Annotated in this window: 15 protein-coding genes; 6 read left to right on the forward strand and 9 right to left on the reverse strand. The window is 60.7% G+C overall.

Annotated elements, in window-relative coordinates; translation table 11 throughout:
• The first annotated feature begins 168 nt into the window (after positions 1–168).
• The 6 genes from ACWJKU_RS03020 (at position 169) to ACWJKU_RS03045 (ending at position 6,596) form a co-directional block, all read left to right on the forward strand.
• Positions 169–624 carry a hypothetical protein gene (locus ACWJKU_RS03020; protein ID WP_454145631.1) on the forward strand — a complete coding sequence of 152 codons (456 nt, stop codon included), beginning with the start codon at positions 169–171 and terminating at the stop codon, positions 622–624.
• A gap of 104 nt (positions 625–728) precedes the next feature.
• Positions 729–1,241, forward strand: a complete 513-nt coding sequence (locus ACWJKU_RS03025) for a TlpA disulfide reductase family protein (protein ID WP_454145633.1) — start codon at positions 729–731, stop codon at positions 1,239–1,241.
• 216 nt (positions 1,242–1,457) lie between these two features.
• Positions 1,458–1,682, forward strand: coding sequence for a DUF4266 domain-containing protein (locus tag ACWJKU_RS03030; RefSeq protein WP_454145635.1), 225 nt, complete (start codon positions 1,458–1,460; stop codon positions 1,680–1,682).
• Positions 1,669–4,473, forward strand: a complete 2,805-nt coding sequence (locus ACWJKU_RS03035; protein ID WP_454145637.1) for a DUF3570 domain-containing protein — start codon at positions 1,669–1,671, stop codon at positions 4,471–4,473. Before ACWJKU_RS03030 ends, ACWJKU_RS03035 begins: the two co-directional genes overlap by 14 nt.
• Before the next feature lie 116 nt (positions 4,474–4,589).
• Entirely contained in the window at positions 4,590–5,480 is an 891-nt protein-coding gene (locus ACWJKU_RS03040; protein ID WP_454148022.1) for an FAD:protein FMN transferase, read from the forward strand.
• Between the two features lie 189 nt (positions 5,481–5,669).
• Positions 5,670–6,596 carry a glycosyltransferase family 2 protein gene (locus ACWJKU_RS03045; RefSeq protein ID WP_454145639.1) on the forward strand — a complete coding sequence of 309 codons (927 nt, stop codon included), beginning with the start codon at positions 5,670–5,672 and terminating at the stop codon, positions 6,594–6,596.
• A gap of 112 nt (positions 6,597–6,708) precedes the next feature.
• Here the strand turns inward: ACWJKU_RS03045 and ACWJKU_RS03050 are convergent, their stop codons facing one another.
• From ACWJKU_RS03050 to ACWJKU_RS03090, 9 genes are all read right to left on the reverse strand, one after another.
• On the reverse strand, positions 6,709–7,386 hold the full coding sequence (locus ACWJKU_RS03050; RefSeq protein WP_454145641.1) for a DUF1294 domain-containing protein: 678 nt from the start codon (positions 7,384–7,386) through the stop codon (positions 6,709–6,711).
• A 167-nt stretch (positions 7,387–7,553) separates the two neighbouring features.
• Complete coding sequence (locus tag ACWJKU_RS03055) at positions 7,554–7,949, reverse strand: Hsp20/alpha crystallin family protein (protein WP_454145643.1); 396 nt, start codon at positions 7,947–7,949, stop codon at positions 7,554–7,556.
• A 16-nt stretch (positions 7,950–7,965) separates the two neighbouring features.
• Positions 7,966–8,409 carry an Hsp20/alpha crystallin family protein gene (locus tag ACWJKU_RS03060; protein ID WP_454145645.1) on the reverse strand — a complete coding sequence of 148 codons (444 nt, stop codon included), beginning with the start codon at positions 8,407–8,409 and terminating at the stop codon, positions 7,966–7,968.
• Between the two features lie 188 nt (positions 8,410–8,597).
• Positions 8,598–8,774 (reverse strand): hypothetical protein, encoded by a 177-nt coding sequence (locus ACWJKU_RS03065; RefSeq protein ID WP_454145647.1) that lies wholly within the window; start codon positions 8,772–8,774, stop codon positions 8,598–8,600.
• Positions 8,761–9,711: a VOC family protein gene (locus ACWJKU_RS03070; RefSeq protein ID WP_454145649.1), complete on the reverse strand. Its 951-nt coding sequence runs from the start codon at positions 9,709–9,711 to the stop codon at positions 8,761–8,763. Before ACWJKU_RS03070 ends, ACWJKU_RS03065 begins: the two co-directional genes overlap by 14 nt.
• Positions 9,712–9,772: 61 nt before the next feature.
• Complete coding sequence (gene treY / locus ACWJKU_RS03075) at positions 9,773–14,929, reverse strand: malto-oligosyltrehalose synthase (RefSeq protein WP_454145651.1); 5,157 nt, start codon at positions 14,927–14,929, stop codon at positions 9,773–9,775.
• A complete protein-coding gene (treZ, locus tag ACWJKU_RS03080; RefSeq protein ID WP_454145653.1) occupies positions 14,929–16,755 on the reverse strand; it encodes a malto-oligosyltrehalose trehalohydrolase in 1,827 nt (608 codons plus the stop codon). The genes treY and treZ overlap by 1 nt, the downstream gene beginning before the upstream one ends.
• A gap of 238 nt (positions 16,756–16,993) precedes the next feature.
• A complete protein-coding gene (locus tag ACWJKU_RS03085) occupies positions 16,994–18,259 on the reverse strand; it encodes a glycosyltransferase (protein WP_454145655.1) in 1,266 nt (421 codons plus the stop codon).
• Positions 18,252–18,932, reverse strand: a complete 681-nt coding sequence (locus tag ACWJKU_RS03090; protein ID WP_454145657.1) for a DUF5752 family protein — start codon at positions 18,930–18,932, stop codon at positions 18,252–18,254. Before ACWJKU_RS03090 ends, ACWJKU_RS03085 begins: the two co-directional genes overlap by 8 nt.
• Positions 18,933–19,006: the final 74 nt, after the last annotated feature.

Genomic DNA, 19,006 nt, shown 5'->3' on the forward strand with positions numbered 1-19,006 from the left:
GAGCGGAACCGATCGATCCGATGAGAACCGTTCGCACCGAGCGGATCGAAGTGCGCGGTTTTTCGATGTGCTCTAAAGAAATAATCGAGCAGGGAAATATAGGAAGAGAGGCCGATGAAATAAATAAGGGATTGGTTGTTAGTACACCAGAGACATGAGGGCATTTCTATGAAAAATACATATTTAAAGGCATTTATATCCGCGTCGATTTTGGCCGCACTCGCGCAACCGGGTAGCGTATCGGCTCATAGTGGGGGAGGGTTGATAGATGGTGGCGGAACAAATGCGAGCGCAACCGATCTCGCGGCAGTCACCTGTTTCGACGATGGCAATGGAACGCCGCACCATCTTTTCGGCGGGATAAAGGATTTTTCCCCGCCTGTCTCAGGATTGTTTTTGAGCCTTCATATTCAGAAGGGAAACCAAATGACGACCACCACCGATACCGTTTCGGGGGACCCGGGCTATAGTACGGGCGTTGAGCTAAACGGCGGAGCCGGGGTGTACTATATATCGGTCACCAAGACCAAGGCCGGCGCAAGAACTTTCGACGTCGTATGGCATTGCATGACCCAGGATAATCGACATACGGGTACGGAAATCCAGCTACTACAAGTCCAGTAACGATCGAGCGCGGCAGTTCCCGCCGATTCCGTCGTGCGAACTTTCAATCGACGGATAATCTATACGCGGGGCTGCTCAAGCGCATATCAGATACGGCTCTCCAAATGAACCAGCACATATCGATCCTACTCTGCGCCACGCTGGCACTTTCTCCAATTCACACGATAGCGGCAGGGGTGGGCAGCAAGGCACCGAGTTGCGCATTCACGTCGATCGGTGACGGACAACGCTTCGACCTGAAGCAATTCCACGGCAAAGTCGTTTACGTGGATTTTTGGGCTTCTTGGTGCCCTCCTTGCGCAAAATCCTTTTCATTTTTGAACGAGTTGAATCGCGACCTCGAGGGGAAAGGGCTGCAAGTCATTGGCGTAAACCTGGATTCGGCGCCCGAGGATGCTAAAAAGTTCCTTGCCAAATACCCGGCTAACTTTACCACCGTAGCCGACAATGACGCACAGTGCGCGAAAGACTTGAATGTCAAGGCCATGCCGTCCTCTTACTTGATCGACCGCAACGGCGTCATTCGTGATATCCATTATGGTTTTCGGCCCGGAGAAGCCCAGAAAATGCGAGTCCTGGCCGAAAAGTTATTGGAAGAAAGCCCGGAAAGAAGATAGCCGGGATAATCATGCCGGCGAACCGCCCATGCCTCATTGATCTCTCGTTTGCTTAGGAATTATTGATGGCGTGGATTATCTTCCCGTGCCGGATTTCCAGCCCGCTGAAAAAACTATTCCGATATACCGTCATAAAAAACGTGGCCGCTTTGGGCCCGTCAACGGGATGCGCCTGGAATATCCGAAGAAGATTGCGAATATATAGATAAGCGGTATATGAAGGTCATGAAGCAAGCGGCGTTGGTATTGTGTTTCGTTCTGGGCGCCGGACTGTCGGGCTGCGTATCGGTTAATCCGTGGGAACGCGGCAATCTCGCCAAACCGCAAATGGCCCTGGATCCCCATCCCATGCAGAGTTCATTCCGTTCGCATCAGTACATCAGCCGCGAGGCGTCATCGGGCGGTGGCTCTGCCGGAGGGGGCGGATGTGGCTGCTACTGAATCGGCATCATCGAAAATGCCTGATGCCGAAAACCAAAAAGACCGTTTTCTGACGTCCGCTTATCGGCATGTGACCGGACTTCTACGGTCGATCCGTGCGAAACCGAAGCCTTCGGTTCCGGTGAGCGCATCCTTGCATGCGCTGACGGCAGCCGCTTTATCTCTGCCGGGCGTAATGCCGTCACAGGGCTTCGCCGCCGAAGAAGAGGTCGGTTTTCAGTATGGCTACTATCGAGAGAGCAATCGGAATCTCTTCGGAGTAAAGAGTAGATTCAAGCCTATAGAAGTCGATAGTCTTCACGGCAGTGCCGCGATCAACCTGACCGATCGGCTTAAATCCGTATTCAACTATACGCAGGATGTATGGAGCGGAGCCACGCCGATCGCCACTGCGCCATTATCTTTTGGGGGCAATAAAGAGGGAGGAGTCATTGCCGGAGCGACGCCTTTCTTGCAAAACAATTTCGTAGCCTTCGATAGGCAACATAACCCGCTCAAACTGGACCCCTCGACGGGTAAATATGTCAAGGATACCCAGTTGGTGCATACGCTTTCCTCCGCATCGCCCGAAGTGCGGAAGCAAGGCGACATCAATCTGACTTACGAATGGGACGAGGTGGCGCTGAATGCGGGCGCCGGTATTTCCGGGGAACCCGACTACGAATCGCGATTCGGCAATCTGGGCGTGCTTTTGGATTTCAACCAGAAGCTGACGACCTTGAATCTCGACTTGAGCTACACCAACAGCGACACCCGCGCCATAATCGACCACGATGCGGCTCCTTATATTTGGGATACGACCGCTGGTTTTCAATCTTACAATGACACATCGGACAGCAGCCTACTCAGGAAAGAAGGAGGAAACAATGTCCTCCACGGCAACCGGCAGGATTGGGCTACAGTCCTTGGTCTATCTCAGGTGCTGAGCAAGAACACGCTTTTCAAGACGGATTTTGGTTATACCCGTAGCACCGGGTATTTGGCAAACCCCTATAAGGTCGTCGAGACCGCATTCATCGATCCCGCGCAAACAGGCGATATATTGAACGGAGTGGCAATCGGCCTGCTTGAAAAACGGCCCGATGAACGTAACCAATTCATAGGGAATATGCACTTGACCCAGTATATCGATGGTATCGATGCGGCCGTGCATTTTGATTATCGTCTTTTTCATGACGACTGGGGCATTACCTCCCATACTTTCGAAGGTGAGTGGATACAACCAGTAGGCAATGGCTGGACCATCGCGCCCAGAATACGGTATTACTCGCAAGACGCCGCCGATTTCTACGTGCCCTACCTCGTCTCCGATCAAGCATTCAGCAAGAACGCGGTCGATAGTCTCGGCAGGCCGATTCTTGTCGACGCAAACAATCCGAACAATGGAAAGGAATATTTTCGCGACGCCAATTTCGATCTTGTCGACGGAAGCGGGAATAAAGTCGATGAGTCGGTAATCAATCCGATTAATAAGAAAATTCCTTTCGATCGAAGCAAGCTTCCTGCGCATTACTCGAGCGATCATCGGCTCTCGGGTTTCGGTGCGCTGAGCGGTGGCATTACCGTGACCAAGCAATTCGCCAGAGGCATTCGTCTCGAAGCAGGCGCCGAATATTACTCCCACGCCGGTTCGCTGAAGCTGGGCGGAGGCGGAGAAGGGAATTATTCGGATTTCAGCTACTACATGGTGAATGCGACATTGAAGGTGGATTTGGAGGCACTGCCCCTGAATCTGGGAGAAGACGACGGCGGTCACGGCGGCCACGATCACCACGCCGGTCACGGCGCACATGGCCACCACGGCGCTCATGCTCCTGCGGGAGTCATGTTCGACCATATGCTAAGCAAGGCCGGCGACATGATGGTCGGGGTTCGTTACATGTACGGCACGCAGTCGGGCGACATGCTTCGGGGTTCGAACAGAGTCGGCGATTCGGCTATCGTGCAAAATGGCTGTAATGGCGATCCCTGCTATATCACGCCGCGCGAGATGAACATGCATATGATCATGCTCGATCTCATGTATGCGCCGACCGACTGGTTGAATCTGATGCTGATGCCCCAGTTCGTCGATATGAACATGTCCAACCGGGAGTTGGCGGGCGCCCCGCCGGCCAGTTTCGACCAGCAGAACCTCATCCAACACCATACCCTGCATGAGCACACCACGGGCGGCGTCGGCGATACGGGAATGTACGCCCTGTTCAAACTGTTCGACACGCCCGTGCATCACGTGCACGGCACTTTGGGCGTCAGTGCGCCAACGGGCGATGTTGACCTTAAATTCAGGGATACCCACCGACTGGATGTCGGATTTCAACACTACGGGATGCAGCTAGGGAGCGGCACCTGGGATTTCAAGCCCAGCCTCACGTATACGGGACGGTTGGATAGATATTCCTGGGGCGCGCAGGTGAATGGAACCGTAAGACTTGAGGACAAGAACGAGAGCGGTTTTGCTTTTGGCGATATTTTCCAGACCACCGCCTGGGGCAGTTATAGTCTGCTGGATTGGCTTTCGGCCTCGATACGCGGCGTTTACACCGTACAAGGTACGATCCGGGGCGAATATAACGGAACTTTCAACAAGCTGGGACCGATGGATTACCCGTCCAATTACGGCGGGCGCTACTGGGATGTGGGCTTCGGCCTCAATGCCTTCGTACCAACCGGGGAACTGCGGGGCCATAACCTGAGTTTCGAGTGGATTCAACCCGTGAGTGATGATGTCAATGGCACCCAGCTTCGCCGTGAGGGCGCCCTGTCGGCCACTTGGAGTTATGCATTCTGATCCGTGAGACGAGGCATCAACGGGGCACCCGGCACTGGTTTGGCAATAATGACGGTTCCTGAATTGCAGGGACGGGAGCGCAAAGCTTGAGGTTCCACCGTGCTGCCTTCAAGGCAATGGGTTCTCCGTGCGAGATTCAGCTATACGCTCCAACCGATGCGAAGGCCGAGCATGCAGCGGCCGCAGTCATCGCAGACGTCCGCCGACTGGAAGCGCTTTATTCCAGATACCGCAGCGACAGCTTTCTCTCCGCCATTAATCGTGTCGCCGCCACGGGCGGTCGCATCACGGTCGATGGAGAAACGGCGGGCTTGCTCAATTATGCGGCGACCTGCCATGAGCAAAGCGGCGGATTGTTCGATATCACTTCCGGTATCTTGCGCCGTGCTTGGCGTTTTGACCAAGGAAGACTGCCGGATCGGGCCCTGATTCAAGAACTCCTCTCCAAAGTCGGCTGGAGCAAGCTGTGCTGGCGGCCGCCGGTGCTCGAATTCAAGACTCCAGGCATGGAGATCGATTTCGGCGGGGTAGTCAAGGAATATTCAGTCGATCGTGCAGCGGCATTATGCCGGGAGGCGGGAATTCAACATGGCATCATCAATCTGGGCGGCGATATCAAAGTCATTGGTTCTCGCGCCGATGGCAGTCCATGGCGAATCGGCATACGCCATCCCCGACAGGCAGGAGCCATAATCAAGACGATTTTCCTGCACGAGGGTGCGCTTGCGAGTAGCGGCGATTACGAACGCTGCATCGTCTTGGACGGCCTTCGCTACAGCCACATACTCAATCCCCAAACCGGCTGGCCGGTAAGACACCTGGCGGCGGTGAGCGTGGTGGGCGACTTCTGTGTGGTCGCGGGCAGTGCGTCCACTATCGCTATGCTCAAGGAAGATGGCGGCCCTGCGTGGCTAAAGAATCTGGGCCTGCCGCATTTTTGGGTGGATGTAGATGGGCAAACCGGCGGCTCGCTTGCGCCGTTGGTGGTCATGGATGAATCCGGCTGATCCGGCAATCGTTTTTCAAACTCTTCGATCGAAATTTTTGCAGTGATAAAACTGGCGAACTCATTTGAACCCGATAAGACAAGACTCGATCCGGGCAAGGGCAAACCTTTCCGGAGAGCGAATCGACCATGTTCGCGGAAGGAGGGCCGCGCGCTATCCAGATGTTGATTTTTTTCCATTGAGCTTATCGTGACAGCTATCGTTTCCGATTGTATCGTCATGGCGATCGTTGTCGTCTATCGTCCCGAGATCGATCAGCTCGCGACGCTCGTCAGGTCGACGCTGCCTCAAGTGTCGTCATGTGTGTTGGTCCTCAACGAGGCGCCTGAAGATTTGCCGGCTCGGCTCGAGGCACGAGGCGTAGATGTCGATCGTCTCTCTTTTATGCCTATGGGGTATAACCGGGGGGTTGCCACGGCCCAAAACGCCGGGATCGCTTCCGCACGAAAAGCCGGCGCGACTCATGTTCTTTTGCTCGATCAGGACAGCGTGCCGGCGCCGGACATGGTCGTTAAGCTCTTGGAGGCGATTACGCGCTATCCCGATGCCGCAGCGGCAGGACCGCGCTATATGGATTCGCGGCAGGAAAACCCGCCGCCGTTCATCAGAGTGCAAGGCTTGCGCCTGACGCGGTGCACCTGCGTAACGGAAGGCTCGATCGTACCCGTGGATTACCTTATCTCCTCGGGGTGCCTGATTTCATTGTCTGTTCTGGACAAAGTGGGCGACATGCGGGACGACTTGTTCATCGATTATGTGGACATCGAGTGGGGATTGCGGGCTCGCCGGCATGGTTTGCAAAGTTATGGCGTATGTGCCGCCAAGATGCAGCACAGCCTGGGCGATCATCCGCTTGAATTTTTCAGTCGTAAAATTCCGTTGCATAGCCCGCTCAGGCATTATTTTCACTTCCGAAATGCCATTTTATTGCATCGAGAAGCTTGGATTCCCTTGAACTGGAAGTTGGTGGACAAGTGGCGCCTGTTGCTGAAATACGGATTCTACACGCTCTTTGCCAAACCGCGCCTGGAACACTTTCGCATGATGAACTTAGGCATTTGGCACGGCATACTTGGAAAAGGAGGACCGTTTGTCCGCGAAAAAGAACTCGTTTAGCGTTTTTCGCTCAGGCGCAGCGGCGGTGGACGGTTCGCAGACGTTGATTCGGGCGCCGCTCGGCGCTGCGCTTAATCCGTGCATCGGCCGATTTCGGGGCAGGCCGCGGCCGCTATCCGTTCAGATGATCGAAAACGAGAAACGCCGTCCACGCCGAAGCGTGCAAGGCGATGATGCTCCACAGTATTTTCCGGTAACGGGATTTCCGTATCTTGTGGCGGAAGTCGTTCTGCGCGAGAAGCGCTCCCGGCCAGCCGCCCATGAGCTCCACGACGTGCATGTAAATTTCCGGGATGCGCCATTGCCCGGTTATGGCGTTCTTTTTATCGAGGCCGTAAAGCACGATGGCCAGAATGCTCAGAAAAACGTACGAAAAGAACGGAATCGGATTGTGCGTCCGCCACATCAGATAGCACGACAAGAGAATGGGCAATCCGATCAAGGTCCAGAGAAGCGGCGAACGGGGAGTGGCCAGAATCCCCTCGCTCGGTTTTTTCTCCACGACATCGACGCCTTGTATGGCGGCGTAGGAAAGGCGCCTCCTGCCGGGAGCGTCGGTCGCCACGTTGTAAAAAATGATGTCGCCGACTTGCGGACGCCGGCTCGTGCCCTGTTCGAGCACGCTGATATGGACGAAGTAATCGTCGCCGCCCATGGACGGGCGCACGAATCCGAACCCTTTGTCGTCGTTCCAAAGGACCAGCACGCCTTCCTGCAAGCGGGAATCGTCGGCGACGATCCGCCGCTTGCGGCTGGCGATCTTGCGTTTATTGATGGGGGCCGCGGTCAATTCAATCTACCTTTTAAAACGGACATGGGGTTCGGTATGAGCGGTTTCATTCGCGATCGATTTTACATCTCCGGGATCGATTCGGCTTGCTCATGCGGCAAGGCCCGGCGCTTCCCGGTGTCGGGCCTTGAACTAGGCGGAGCTGAAAAGCCAAAGGCTCGATCCGGCTAATCCACGCGTACCTCGATCTTGCGCGGACGCAATTCCGCCCGCTTGGGAATTTTCAGGGTGAGCACGCCGTCCTTGAGCGTGGCGTCGATGTCGTTCGCTTCCAGTTCGGGGCTGAGCGAGAAACTCCGGCGGTAATGCGTCGAGCGGATATCCGCATACAGCGCCCGAATGTTCTCCGGCATGTCGAAATGCGCGTCGCCCTCGATCAGCAGGGTATTCTTGTCGACCTCTATATTGAGTCCCTCTTTCGATACGCCCGGCATGTCCGCCATCAGCGTGATGCCTTCGGCGTCCTCGCAGATATCGACCGGCGGAGTCAGCACGACCCGATATTCGGGCCGTTGGTTTTGCACGTCCGCGGATTGCCGGGTTGTAATGCCTTTTCTTGCCATGATGCCCTCCTTTTATTCATTTGACTTCGATTTGGCGGGGTTTGGCCGCTTCGCGTCGCTGTAATTTGACGTGCAAGATGCCGTTTTCGCAGCGGGCTTCGACCCGGTCCGGGTCCGCATCTTCCGGAAGCGCGATCGCGCGGCGGAATTCGCCGCCGAAGCGCTCGCGGCGGTGGTAATCGGCGTTCTCGTTCGCCGGTAGCTTGCGCTCGCCGGAAACGGAGAGCACGTTCTGCTGAATGGCGATGTCCAGGGTCTTGGGATCGACGCCCGGAGTAAACAGGTAAACATCCACCTCGTCGGGCGTGGCGCCGACATTGACGGGAGGGAAACTGCCCCGGGCGGCGGACCGGATTCCGATCGGCCACGGCCCGCGGCCGAACAGATCGTCCATTTCCCGCTCCAGGCGTTTGAAATCGTCGAACAGGCCGGTTTCGAACGGAATGAAACTGTCGAACATGTCATACCTCCTTATCAACGGTTCATCTTTTCGGCTCATGTCATAAAAAATGAGGGCGCGGCTGGGATTTTCAAGAGATTCGGGCGGTCGGCCGCGATAAATCCTCGCTCTGGGCGGGGACGGCCGGTAGGCGGCATCGCTCGTGCCGCGGACGCCATGAATCCGGGCGAAAGCCGCCGGTCGCGCCGCTATCTCAGCGGAAATCCGATGCTCGCGCCGGTGCGTACGTGAACCGGGCCGTAGCGGACGCCGGGCCCGGCGATCCCGATGCCGGCGTATGGCCGCACGCTGCCGCAAGCGCTGAGCAACGAAATGGCGATAGCCAGTCCGACGATCAGGACGATCGGACGTTTAGCGGTGTTCATGGTCGGACCTGCTGCCGGGTTTCGAAGACGGTAGTTGTTGAATGCCGAAGACCGCTCCAAACGGATCGGCTATCACGGCGACCGTTCCCGAGCGGATATCGGGGCGCGGCGCGATCAGCACCTTGCCTCCGAGACTTTCGGCGCGGGAAACGGTTCCGGCGAGATCGGCGACGCGGACATAGGGCACCCAGGCCGGCTGTCCGCCCGTCAGCGGCTGTTCCGCGGCGCCGGCCAGAGGAACGCCGTCGCGCTCGAAGATCAGATAAGGTTCTTGACCGCTATCCCGCGGCAACGGCTCGGGTCGATATCCGGCCAGTCGACGGTAGAATGCCGCCGCTCCGTCGATGTCCTGGGTCCACAATTCGTCCCAGAACCAGTCGCCGTCTTCGGGATCGACGATTTCGGGATCGCCCCAGCGGGTGCGGATCACGGTCAGCGGAGCGCCGTCCGGATCGCGGATGACGGCGAAGCGCCCCCGTTCCGGCGCGTCCATCGGCGCCAGCGGCACCGCTCCGCCGGATCGCTCGGCCAGCCGCACGGCGCGGTCGACGTCCTCCACCGAAAGCAGGCCGAGCCAGCGATTGGCCAGGCGCGGCGCTTCGGGGGCTTTCGCCACGAGACCGGAGATCGGGCGTCCGCGGTTCCAGGCGATCGAGTAGCCGAATTCGGCCGCGGTGAAATCCGTGAACCGCCAGCCGAGCAGGCTTCCGTAAAAACGTTTGGCGGCGGCCGGATCGTCGGTCACGAGATCGTGCCAGACGAAGCGGCCCGGGTGATGCTGCTGCGTCTCGGTCGGCGCAAGCGCGGGCAAGTCGACCACCCGCTCGGCGCAGCCCTGGAAAAGTCCGATCGCGGCGGCGATCGGCAGGACGGCGGCCAGGAACGGAAGGAAGCTCTTGCGAGCATGTTTGAGGGGCTTGTATTCGATCCATCGCATCGCGTACTCCTGTCGAACGTCCGACAAACCCTTTTTCCGGCGGTAGAAGGGTAGCCGCCGATCAGTCCAGCTTGATCAACAAGGCCAGCGGGAAGCCCGAAAACAATTCCGCCGCCATCAGCGGGGCCGCGCCGTCCAGGGTGAGGCGCTCCCGCGTGAAGCCGTGCAAATAGGCGCCGGCCACGGCGGGCGGCAGCGACAACCGGGTATCGCCCCAGAGCGCGCGGTCATGCAGCGGCGCGGCGTCGGCGCCGAGGCGCCGTATCCAGCGGGGAGCCGCCACCAGCGCCGCGCGCGCGCCCAAGCGACGGAGAAACGCACACACGTGCTCGGCTTTTTCGCCCTCGGCTTCGAGCGGATGATAGCCGCCGCGGCGGAACAGGTCCGGGTCTTGCTGCCGCAGGCGCAGGGTTTCCCGGGTGACGTACAGCTTGATCCGGCCGTCGCTCATATCGGTCCGCATGTCGTCGAGTTTCGGCGCGAGTTCCGCCGCGCCGGCGCCGTCCCATGCCTTGAGCTCGTTCAACAAGGCTTGCCGCCGCGCGTAATCCACCGGCCGCCGGTTGTCCGGGTCGACCAGGCTGAAATCCCACAACTCGCTCCCCTGATAAATATCGGGCACGCCGGGCACGGTGAGCTTGAGCAGCACTTGGGCCAGGCCGTTGTGCAAACCGGCGCGGACGATACCCGACTGAAAATCGAGGAAATCGCAGACGAACGCATCCCGGTCGTCGGATGTGACGAGTTTCCGCAGAAAATCCGAAACCGCCTGTTCGTAGGGCAGGTTCGGGTTCAGCCAGCTACTGAGCAGCTTGGCTTCTCGCATCGCCTTGACCATGTAGGCTTCCAGTCTTTTCCTGTAGTCTCCCGCGCTGTCGGGCGTCAGACCCGGCGGTGGCCAGGTTCCGACCAGGGTCTGGTAGATCAGGTATTCGTCGTTTCTCGAAGGGGCCGGCGCGCCGTCGACGAGGCTTCGCTTTTCCCGGTTGAGCTCGCTCCAGCGGCGTACCCGCGCGATCCATTCGTCGGGAATCTCCGACAGCACGTCGATGCGGGCTCTCACATCCTCCGAGCGTTTGGTGTCGTGGGTCGAGGTGCTCAGAAGGGCGTGCGGCCAGGATTGGCTGCGCTCTTCGTTGCGGCGGTGGAAATCGGCCAGGGAAACGCCGAAATGACGAGGATCGCCGCCGACTTCGTTCAGGGACACGAACCGGTTGTAACGGTAGAAAGCCGTGTCTTCCATGCCTTTCGCCATGGCCGGGCCGGTCAGTTGCTGAAATTTCATCGCGAAGGAAACGACCTGCTCCCGATAGCGGTCGCTTTTGCCTTCCGCCTGAAGGATCAGCAGTTCGTCCCGGACGAAGTCGAAGATCGTGAGGTCTCCCACCAGGCTGCGTTTCTTGGCTTGATCGACCGCGATCTCGATGTAGTTACGGTCGGTTTCCGACACGCCGCGGCCGGTCACGTAGGTTCGATAGACCGGAAAGCAGGCGATGATCTCCCGCAGCGCGTCGCGCAGGCTGTTCAGGCTGTAATCCCGGGTGCGGCGGTCGCTTTCCGCGATCCGGCTCAGCCGATTGGCGAGCACGGTGAGCTCGCTGGAAAGCGCGACTTTCAATATCAACCGCTTGGATTGGTAAAGCAGTTCGTCGAAATCGACCGGAAAGCCGCAAAACGAGCGGTAGAAGCGGTCCAGCGGCTGCTCGGCGCCCGGCCAGACGAAGAGGCCGTTGACCAGATTGGCGAAGTCGTAGCCGGTCGTGCCGTGGACCGGCCATCGGCCGGGCAGGCGCTCTTCCGCGGCGAGGATCTTTTCGACCACCACGTAAAAAATCCGGGCTTCCGGCGCGGCGCCGGCCTGTCCTTCGGATTCGGCGGGCTCGGGCCGGGCGAGCGCCGGCACACGGTCTTGCAGCATCCGGCAGTAGGCGCCGGGATCGTAGAGTCCGTCGGGATGGTCGATTCTGAGTCCCTGCAGCTTCCCTTGGGCGATGAGCGACAGGACGAATCGATGCGTGGCCTCGAACACCTCGGCGTTTTCGATGGACAAGGCCGCCAGATCGTTCGTGTCGAAGAACCGGCGATAGTTGATCTCGTCGGCCGCGATCCGCCAGTACGCCAGCCGGTAGGCCTGATGCTCGAGGAGTTCGTGCAGCCGGTCGAAGCTCGCCGGAACGCCGGGCGTGCCGTTGAATTCGCTGACGTTCTTGGCGATGAACTGGGCGATGTCCTGGCTGGCCGCGCACAGCCGCGCCAGGTGCTGCTTGTGGATTTCCTTGTCGCGGTTGCGCTCGCCGCGTTTGTCCTTGCCGGTCTGCCAGCGGCCGGGCAAGTGGCCGAACGCCGTGATCAGGCTCTGGAACTCGGCGAGATGAGGGTCGTCCGGGCTGAGCGCGGTTTTCAACTGATCCGCCCGGTAGCCGAGAATGCGCGGATACTCCTTGGGATCGATCGGGAAGCGGTGAGGACCGTAGTACACCGAGAACGAGCCCTCCCCGGCGTCGAAGGCCAGTTCGAGCTCTCCGCTTTCCAGGGCGGTTCCGTACGGCGATCCCAGGGTGGGCAGCAGGACTTTGCCGCGCAGGTAGTCCTTGACCGGCGACCAGTCGATGTCGAAAAAGTCGGCGTAATCCGACGCCGGACCGTTTTCGAGCACGTCCAGCCACCAGATGTTGTCGCTGCCCATGACGCCCATGTGATTCGGCACCATGTCCAGGATCTGCCCCATGCCGCGCCGCGCAAGCTCGGCCACGAACCGGTCGAAGTCGTCGCGGCTGCCGATTTCGGGGTTCAGTTCACCGTGATCGACGATATCGTAGCCGTGGGTGCTGCCCGGCCGCGCTCTGAGATACGGGGAGGCGTAGCAATGGCTGATGCCGAGGTCCTGGAGATAAGGCAGGATTTCGGTGGCCTGGCGAAAGGTGAAGTCGCGGTTGAATTGCAGCCGGTAAGTGGCGCGCGGAATCGAAAAGCTGACGCCCGCGGCCGCCGCCGTCCTACTCTTGGGGTGGGTTTTCGGAGTCCCGCTGCGGTTTTCGGCCAGGGCTTGCAGCAGTGACGTGACGGTATCCTCCTTGCGCCATTGCTCGAATTCCAGCGGCAATTTTCGGCGCCAGCCCGGATAATCGGCTGGCGCGCCGGGAAGCGCCAGCCGATCCGCCTGACCGAGGGCGTCCTCCAGCCGGAGCAGCACGATTTCGGCCGGGCTCCGGGACAGCAGAAGATAAACCGCGCGCGTCAGGTCGGGCGTCATGTCCGGCACGGACATCGGATGGATGTCGATGCCGGGCGGCAGCAAACCTTCCCGTTCCAGCGCGACCAGCAGGCGCGCGCGGTCGACGGCGCGCGCTACGATGGCTTCGCGGCGGGCGTCGTCCGAGGCGAACAGCTTCAGGGCGGTGCCTTCGTCCAGGTCGCGCCCGAGCCAGAATCCCCGAAGCGGCGGCTCGTCGGTCGCCGCCGTGGCGATGGCCGATTCGGCGGGATAGTCGCTTGCGGACAAGGGCTTTCCGCTCTTCCGGCAGGCGAACAGCGATTCGCAAGGCAGCACGCCCGACCGGTTTAGCCGCTCCATCATGCCCGCCGGAAGGGTATCGCCGCCGGTCGCCAGCACCAGGCAGCGGTTGCGATGGCTTTCCAGCGCGAGAATGCCCAACAGGTCCGCGAACGGAAACGTTACGTAGCTGCCGTCCTCGGAGCTTCCGCCGACCGGAATCCAATACTGCCGGGCCAGGCCGGTCACGTCGTGCACCAGCAAGGCGCCGGCATGCCGCATGGCTTGCCGCAGACAGGCGGTGAAAGGCCGATAACCCGCTTCGCGCAGCGCCGCCGGCGCCAAAGGCGCGAGCGCCGAGATTTCGCCGTCGGGACAGGCGGCGGTCGGCGGCGAGCCGCGCCGGACGTCGGTCGCGCGGAGGGCTTGCCGCGACCAGGCTTCCGCCCCATCCGTGGCGGTATCGAAGACGAATTCCTGGCACAAGCCGAGGCTCAAGTCGAGTTCCTCGGCGCGCTCTCCGGCCGATTGCATCTGCTGTTCCGCCTGCCAGTAGAGATAGGCGAAATAGTCGAGCCGGGCCGCATTTTCGGCCGCAAAGCGCCGTACCTCGGGAGACGACGGGTCCCTGAATTCGGGCGGCCAGTCGGTCCAGGCCGAGTATCCGGCGCCTTCGCGGGAAAATCGCTCGCCCAGCGCATCGAACAGGGTTTGGTCGTACAGCGCGGGGCCGCGCGCCGACTGATAGGCCCGAAACGCCTGGCCGCGTTCGGAGAGCTTCCGCAAATGGCGGGTCCGAAAATGCGCGAACAGCGTCTCCAGAATGGAGAGTTTCGCCGCCGCCACCTCCGCATAGTCGATCAGTTCCTCGGCGCGCAGGGCGCGAAGCTGTGCCTGGAATTCCGGGTCTTCGACGATCCGCCGCGCCGTTTCGGATTCGGCGAAATCGGGGACGGCTTCCACGTCCAGGTAAAGCACATTGTAGAAAAGCCGGCTGGACGGCTCGTAGCCGTTGGCGGCGTCCGGCCTCGCCAGGCTCAGCGCGTGGAGCGGGGTCGTCCGGATCAGCGCCGCGTCGTGCTCGGCGGCGTAGTCGACCAGGCTCTTGAGATCGGTGAAATCGCCGATGCCCCAGTTCCGCTGCGAGCGGACCGCATGAAGCGACAGCGACAATCCCCAGACCTTTTGTTTTTCCTGCAACGGCGGTGGGAGATAGCAACGCTCCGGCGTGACGATCAGGCTCATGGCGCCCTTGAGGTCCTTCTCGGCGTATTCCAGCGTCAGGCGGTGATAGCCCAGGGGCGGCGGCATCGGCAGGGTGAAGCTGTAGCGCCGGTAGCATTGATCCCGGATCGTCAGCTCGCCGATCAGGGGACGCTCGGCCGGACAGAAGTGGCCGTCCCAGCGCTCGCCGCCGTCGAGTTCCAGGGACCACGTCATCAGGACATGATCGAACTGGCGCGGTACGGTGCAGGCGACGACGCGGGAATCTCCGTCCGCGCGCACGACCTTGACCGGCGGCAGAATCCGCAGCCAATCCCGATATTCCAGTTCGATCATGAGCGACGGCAGGCGCGCTTCGTCGCAGGCGTCGACCCCCAGGGCGGCCAACAGCTCGCGCTTGGTGTCGGCGGAAACCCGGACCGTCTCGCCGCGGGAATCGATGAACTCCGTCTCGATGCCGCAAAGGCCGCACAACTGATCGATGGTTTTGACGACGGGCATCAGAACTCTCCGTCCGCGGCGAGAAACCAGGCGGTGGACCACGCCGGCAGCCGTCCCGAAGCCAGGCGATCGGCAATCTCCGGATCGCTGACGGCCAATGGCGGGCCGGGCGAAAGAGTCGGGTTCGGCAAAAGTTCGTCGCCGAGATTGGACAGCAGGACCAGGCGGCCGCCGCCGTCCAGCCGCCAGACGACCGCAAGCCCTCGCTCGCCCAGGACTTCGAAGCGCGACCGGCCGGCGCGGATCTTTTTCAGGAGCGGAACGATGCGGTCGCGGCGGAGCGTCAGCAGCGACTGGTAGAATGACCGCCATTCCCGGTGCTTCGATGTTTTCAGGGCGGCCCAGTCCAGTTTCGAATTGAAAAAGGTCGAGGGATCGGAAGGATCGGGAATCCGCCGCCGGAGTTCGGAAGCGGCGAACCGCTCGAAACGGGCGAATTCGTTGCGCCGCCCCTCGGTCACGGCTTGCGCCAGTTCCGGGCCGAAATCGCAAAAGTATTGGAACGGCGACGGGCAGGCGAATTCCTCGCCCATGAACAACAGGGGCGGCGAGGGCGCGAGCAGCAACAGCGTTGCCGCGGCCCTGAGGCGGCGGGGTTCGATCAGATCGGAAAGGCGCTCGCCGAAGGCCCGATTGCCGACCTGGTCGTGGTTTTGCAGAAAAGGGACGAAGGCCGTGGGCGGAAGATCGCGGCTGATTTCGCCGCGCCGCCGGCCGTGGCGATACCGCGAGACCTCCCCCTGATAGGCGAAGCCTTCGCTCAGCGCACGCCCCAGGTATTTCAGCGGCGCGTCGGCATAATCGGCGTAATAGCCGTCGGTCTCGCCCGTCAGCACGAGGTGCAGCGCATGGTGCGGATCGTCGTTCCACTGCGCGTCGTACCGATGCGGCGAGCCGTCGGCTTCCCGCGCGAGATAATGCGCGGCGTTGTCGTCGTTTTCGAGGATCAGATGGACGTGCCGCAGACGTCCGGGGCCGGCGCGCACCCGCTCCGCCAACTCGTCGAGGATATCGGGACGCGAGTCGTCGGCGATCGCGTGCGCCGCATCGAGGCGCAGTCCGTCCATGCGGTATTCCTCGAGCCAGTAAAGAGCGTTGTGGATGAAGAAATCGCGCACGACGCGGCAGTTTTCGCCGTCGTAGTTGATCGCGCTGCCCCAGGGCGTCCGGTGCCGGTCGCTGAAGAACGGCTTCGCATAGACGTGCAGGTAGTTGCCTTCCGGCCCGAAGTGGTTGTAGACCACGTCGAGGAACACCATGAGACCTTTATGGTGGGCCGCCTGGACTAGGGCCTTGAGATCGTCCGGGGTTCCGTAGCTGGCATCCGGCGCGAACGGCAGCACGCCGTCGTAGCCCCAGTTCCAGCGGCCGGGAAAATCCGCCACCGGCATCAGCTCGATCGCCGTGACCCCGAGCGAGGCCAGGTAATCCAGCTTGCCTTGCAGCGCCCGAAAGCTTCCTTCCGGCGTGAACGCGCCGACGTGCAGTTCGTAGATCGCGGCTTCTTCCCAGGGGCGTCCGGTCCAGTCATCGTCGGTCCAGCGGAAGTCGGCCGGATCGATCACCTGGCTGGCGCCGTGCACATCCGAAGGGTTGAAGCGCGAAGCGGGATCGGGAACGGCAAGCCCTTGATCCAGCCGAAACCGGTAAAGGCTGCCGGCCGCCGCTTCCGTCGTCGTGAGTTCGAACCAGCCGCCGGTATGCCGCCGCATCGACAAGCGCCGTTCCCGGCCGGCCGCTTCGAGGATCAGGTCCACCTTCTTCGCTTGCGGCGCCCAGAGTCTGAAGCGGACGCCGTCTTCCGCGGTTTCCGCGCCGAATGGCATTGAGTGTTTTCGAATCATCGTCGATTCAGTATTTCCTTATTCGAGTTATCCGGTTGCGGGTTGGGATAAACCCTTCGGCTTTGCTCAGGATAGGCGCCGCGTTCTCGGCAAACGGCAGAGTTGTCTCGGCCGGCGACTCGTTATCGAATCGGTCGCTGCGGCGAACTCACGGCGAATTCGGCCGCCAGGAACGCAGCGCCCTTCTGCCGGCCTTCGCGTTTCCAACAAGCAGCATCAATCACTGTCCCCTGACCCGAATCCCTCCCGCCAGCTCGATGCGTTCTCCCGCGGTGTACAGGAGGCTCGTCATCAGCGTCAGGTACTCCCGAAGGTGGCGGGTGATGAGGAAGTTGTCGCGCACGAATTGCCGCGCTTTATGCCCCATTTCCTCGATCTTGCGCCGGTCGTGGAGCAGATAGCGGATGCGCAGCGCCGCGCCTTCGGGCGTATTGACCAGAAAACCGGTGTGGTGATCGATCACCTGGAGCCGAATGCCGCCGGTGTCCCCGCCGATGACCGGCTTGCCCTTCCATAGCGCTTCGGTGACGGTCAGGCCGAAACCCTCGCGCAAGGATTTTTGCACCACCAGATCGGCGGCCCGTTGCAGCGCATTGATGGTGCGGTGGGCATCGGGCGGCAGCAGCAGGACATGCACGTCGGAATCGCCGTCCGCGGCTTGCCGCGCTTGGGCGAGGACGGCATCCCCTTCAGGATCGTCGGTGGCGGAGCCTCCGGCCAGAACCAGTTGAATCTCCGGGAGAAAATGCTTGGCGATCCGGTAAGCTTCGATCACGCCGACCGGGTCCTTGAACTGGTCGAAGCGCGAGACCTGAAGGATTACCGGGCGTTCCCGGTCGATTCCGAAGCGCTCGCAGACGCCGTCGATCTCGTGTTCCGGCAGATCGGCGTTTTTATCGCTCAGCGGATCGATGCTGGGCGGAATGAGGCATTGCAGGTGGGGCAGGGGCTGGGCGAACGCGGCGAGCGAGAAAACGCTGGCGTCGTAGCCGGCGACGAAGCTTCGGAGATAGCGCCAGATCGCCCGGTTCGGCCGGTTGATGTCGATATGGCAGCGCCAGATCCATTTGCCCTTGCGCTCCGGAATATACCCCAGCAGCGGGGCGGGCTGCGGATCGTGGATGAAAACGATGTCGGCATCGGTCAGGGCCGGGCGCAACTGTTCGGCGTTGAAGGCGTTGGTTTCTTCGAAGTTTCGCAGCCATTCGGCGGGTATGTTCGCCGTCTTGCCCTGGAGCGCGTTGTGAAAGCTCTTGGTGCATCGATAAAACGCCGCATTGCCGGCGATCACTTCCCAGTGGGTTTCGATCCCGAGTTCCCGCATCAGCGGCACGTGCTTTTCCAGGATTTCGGCCACGCCGCCGCCGACCCGGGTCGAGTTGACGTGGACCACCCGTTTGTCGCGCAAGGTCCCGGCCAGTTGATGCAGTTGATCGATGACGTCCCGGCCGACGGCCTCGGCATAGGCGTCCAGCAGATTAGCCATGCGTCACCTCGCACAGGCAGCCGGAGAAAACGCTTGCCAATTTCGCGCGAAGTTGGGTCAGCGAAGTGAAATAGGGATCGATCTTCGCCAGGCATCGACAGAGGCTTTCATAGCGTCCTTCGAAAGAATCCAGCCAGTTGCGAAAGTCGTCTAGGCGATTCTCGTTGCGCCGCTTGGCGTCGATGAAATGATAGAAAATGCTGCTTACGGACATCTGCCCGATCCGGGCGGCCAGCGCTTCGGGGGTGAAAAACTGGAGATCGGTTCGAAAAACCACGGTGAGCGCCCGGATGAATTCGAATTGCTGATCCGGTTGCGCCCACGCCAGAACCTCTCGTTCGTCCAGCCGCTGCTCGATGATCTCGATCAGCTCCTGGCGCAGCTCGTCGAGCGTGCCGTAGCTGTTGGGGTCCACCACGCTCAGGCGCTCGGCGAGCGCCTTGTCGTGCAGGGCGTGTCTGGCCCACGCCGCGAAATCGTTGTTGTATTCGGGTTCTTCGAAGCGGGGATGGAGCAGATTGCCCCAGAAATGAAAGTAAATGCTGCCCGGATGGATGGCCAGCAGGTGGTCGCGCAGTTCCTTGAGGTTTTGTGCCCGTTTGCCGGTCGCGATGGCCAACAGGGCGCAGTCGTTGACGATAAAAGGCATCGGTCCGCTGGCGTGATGGTCCATGACGCTCTCCCGGCTGGCTCGGGTGCCGTTTCCGCAGATTCGTTGATCAGGCCCGGTACGCGCCCGGCCTCGGC

Source organism: Methylocaldum sp. MU1018 (assembly GCF_053646775.1).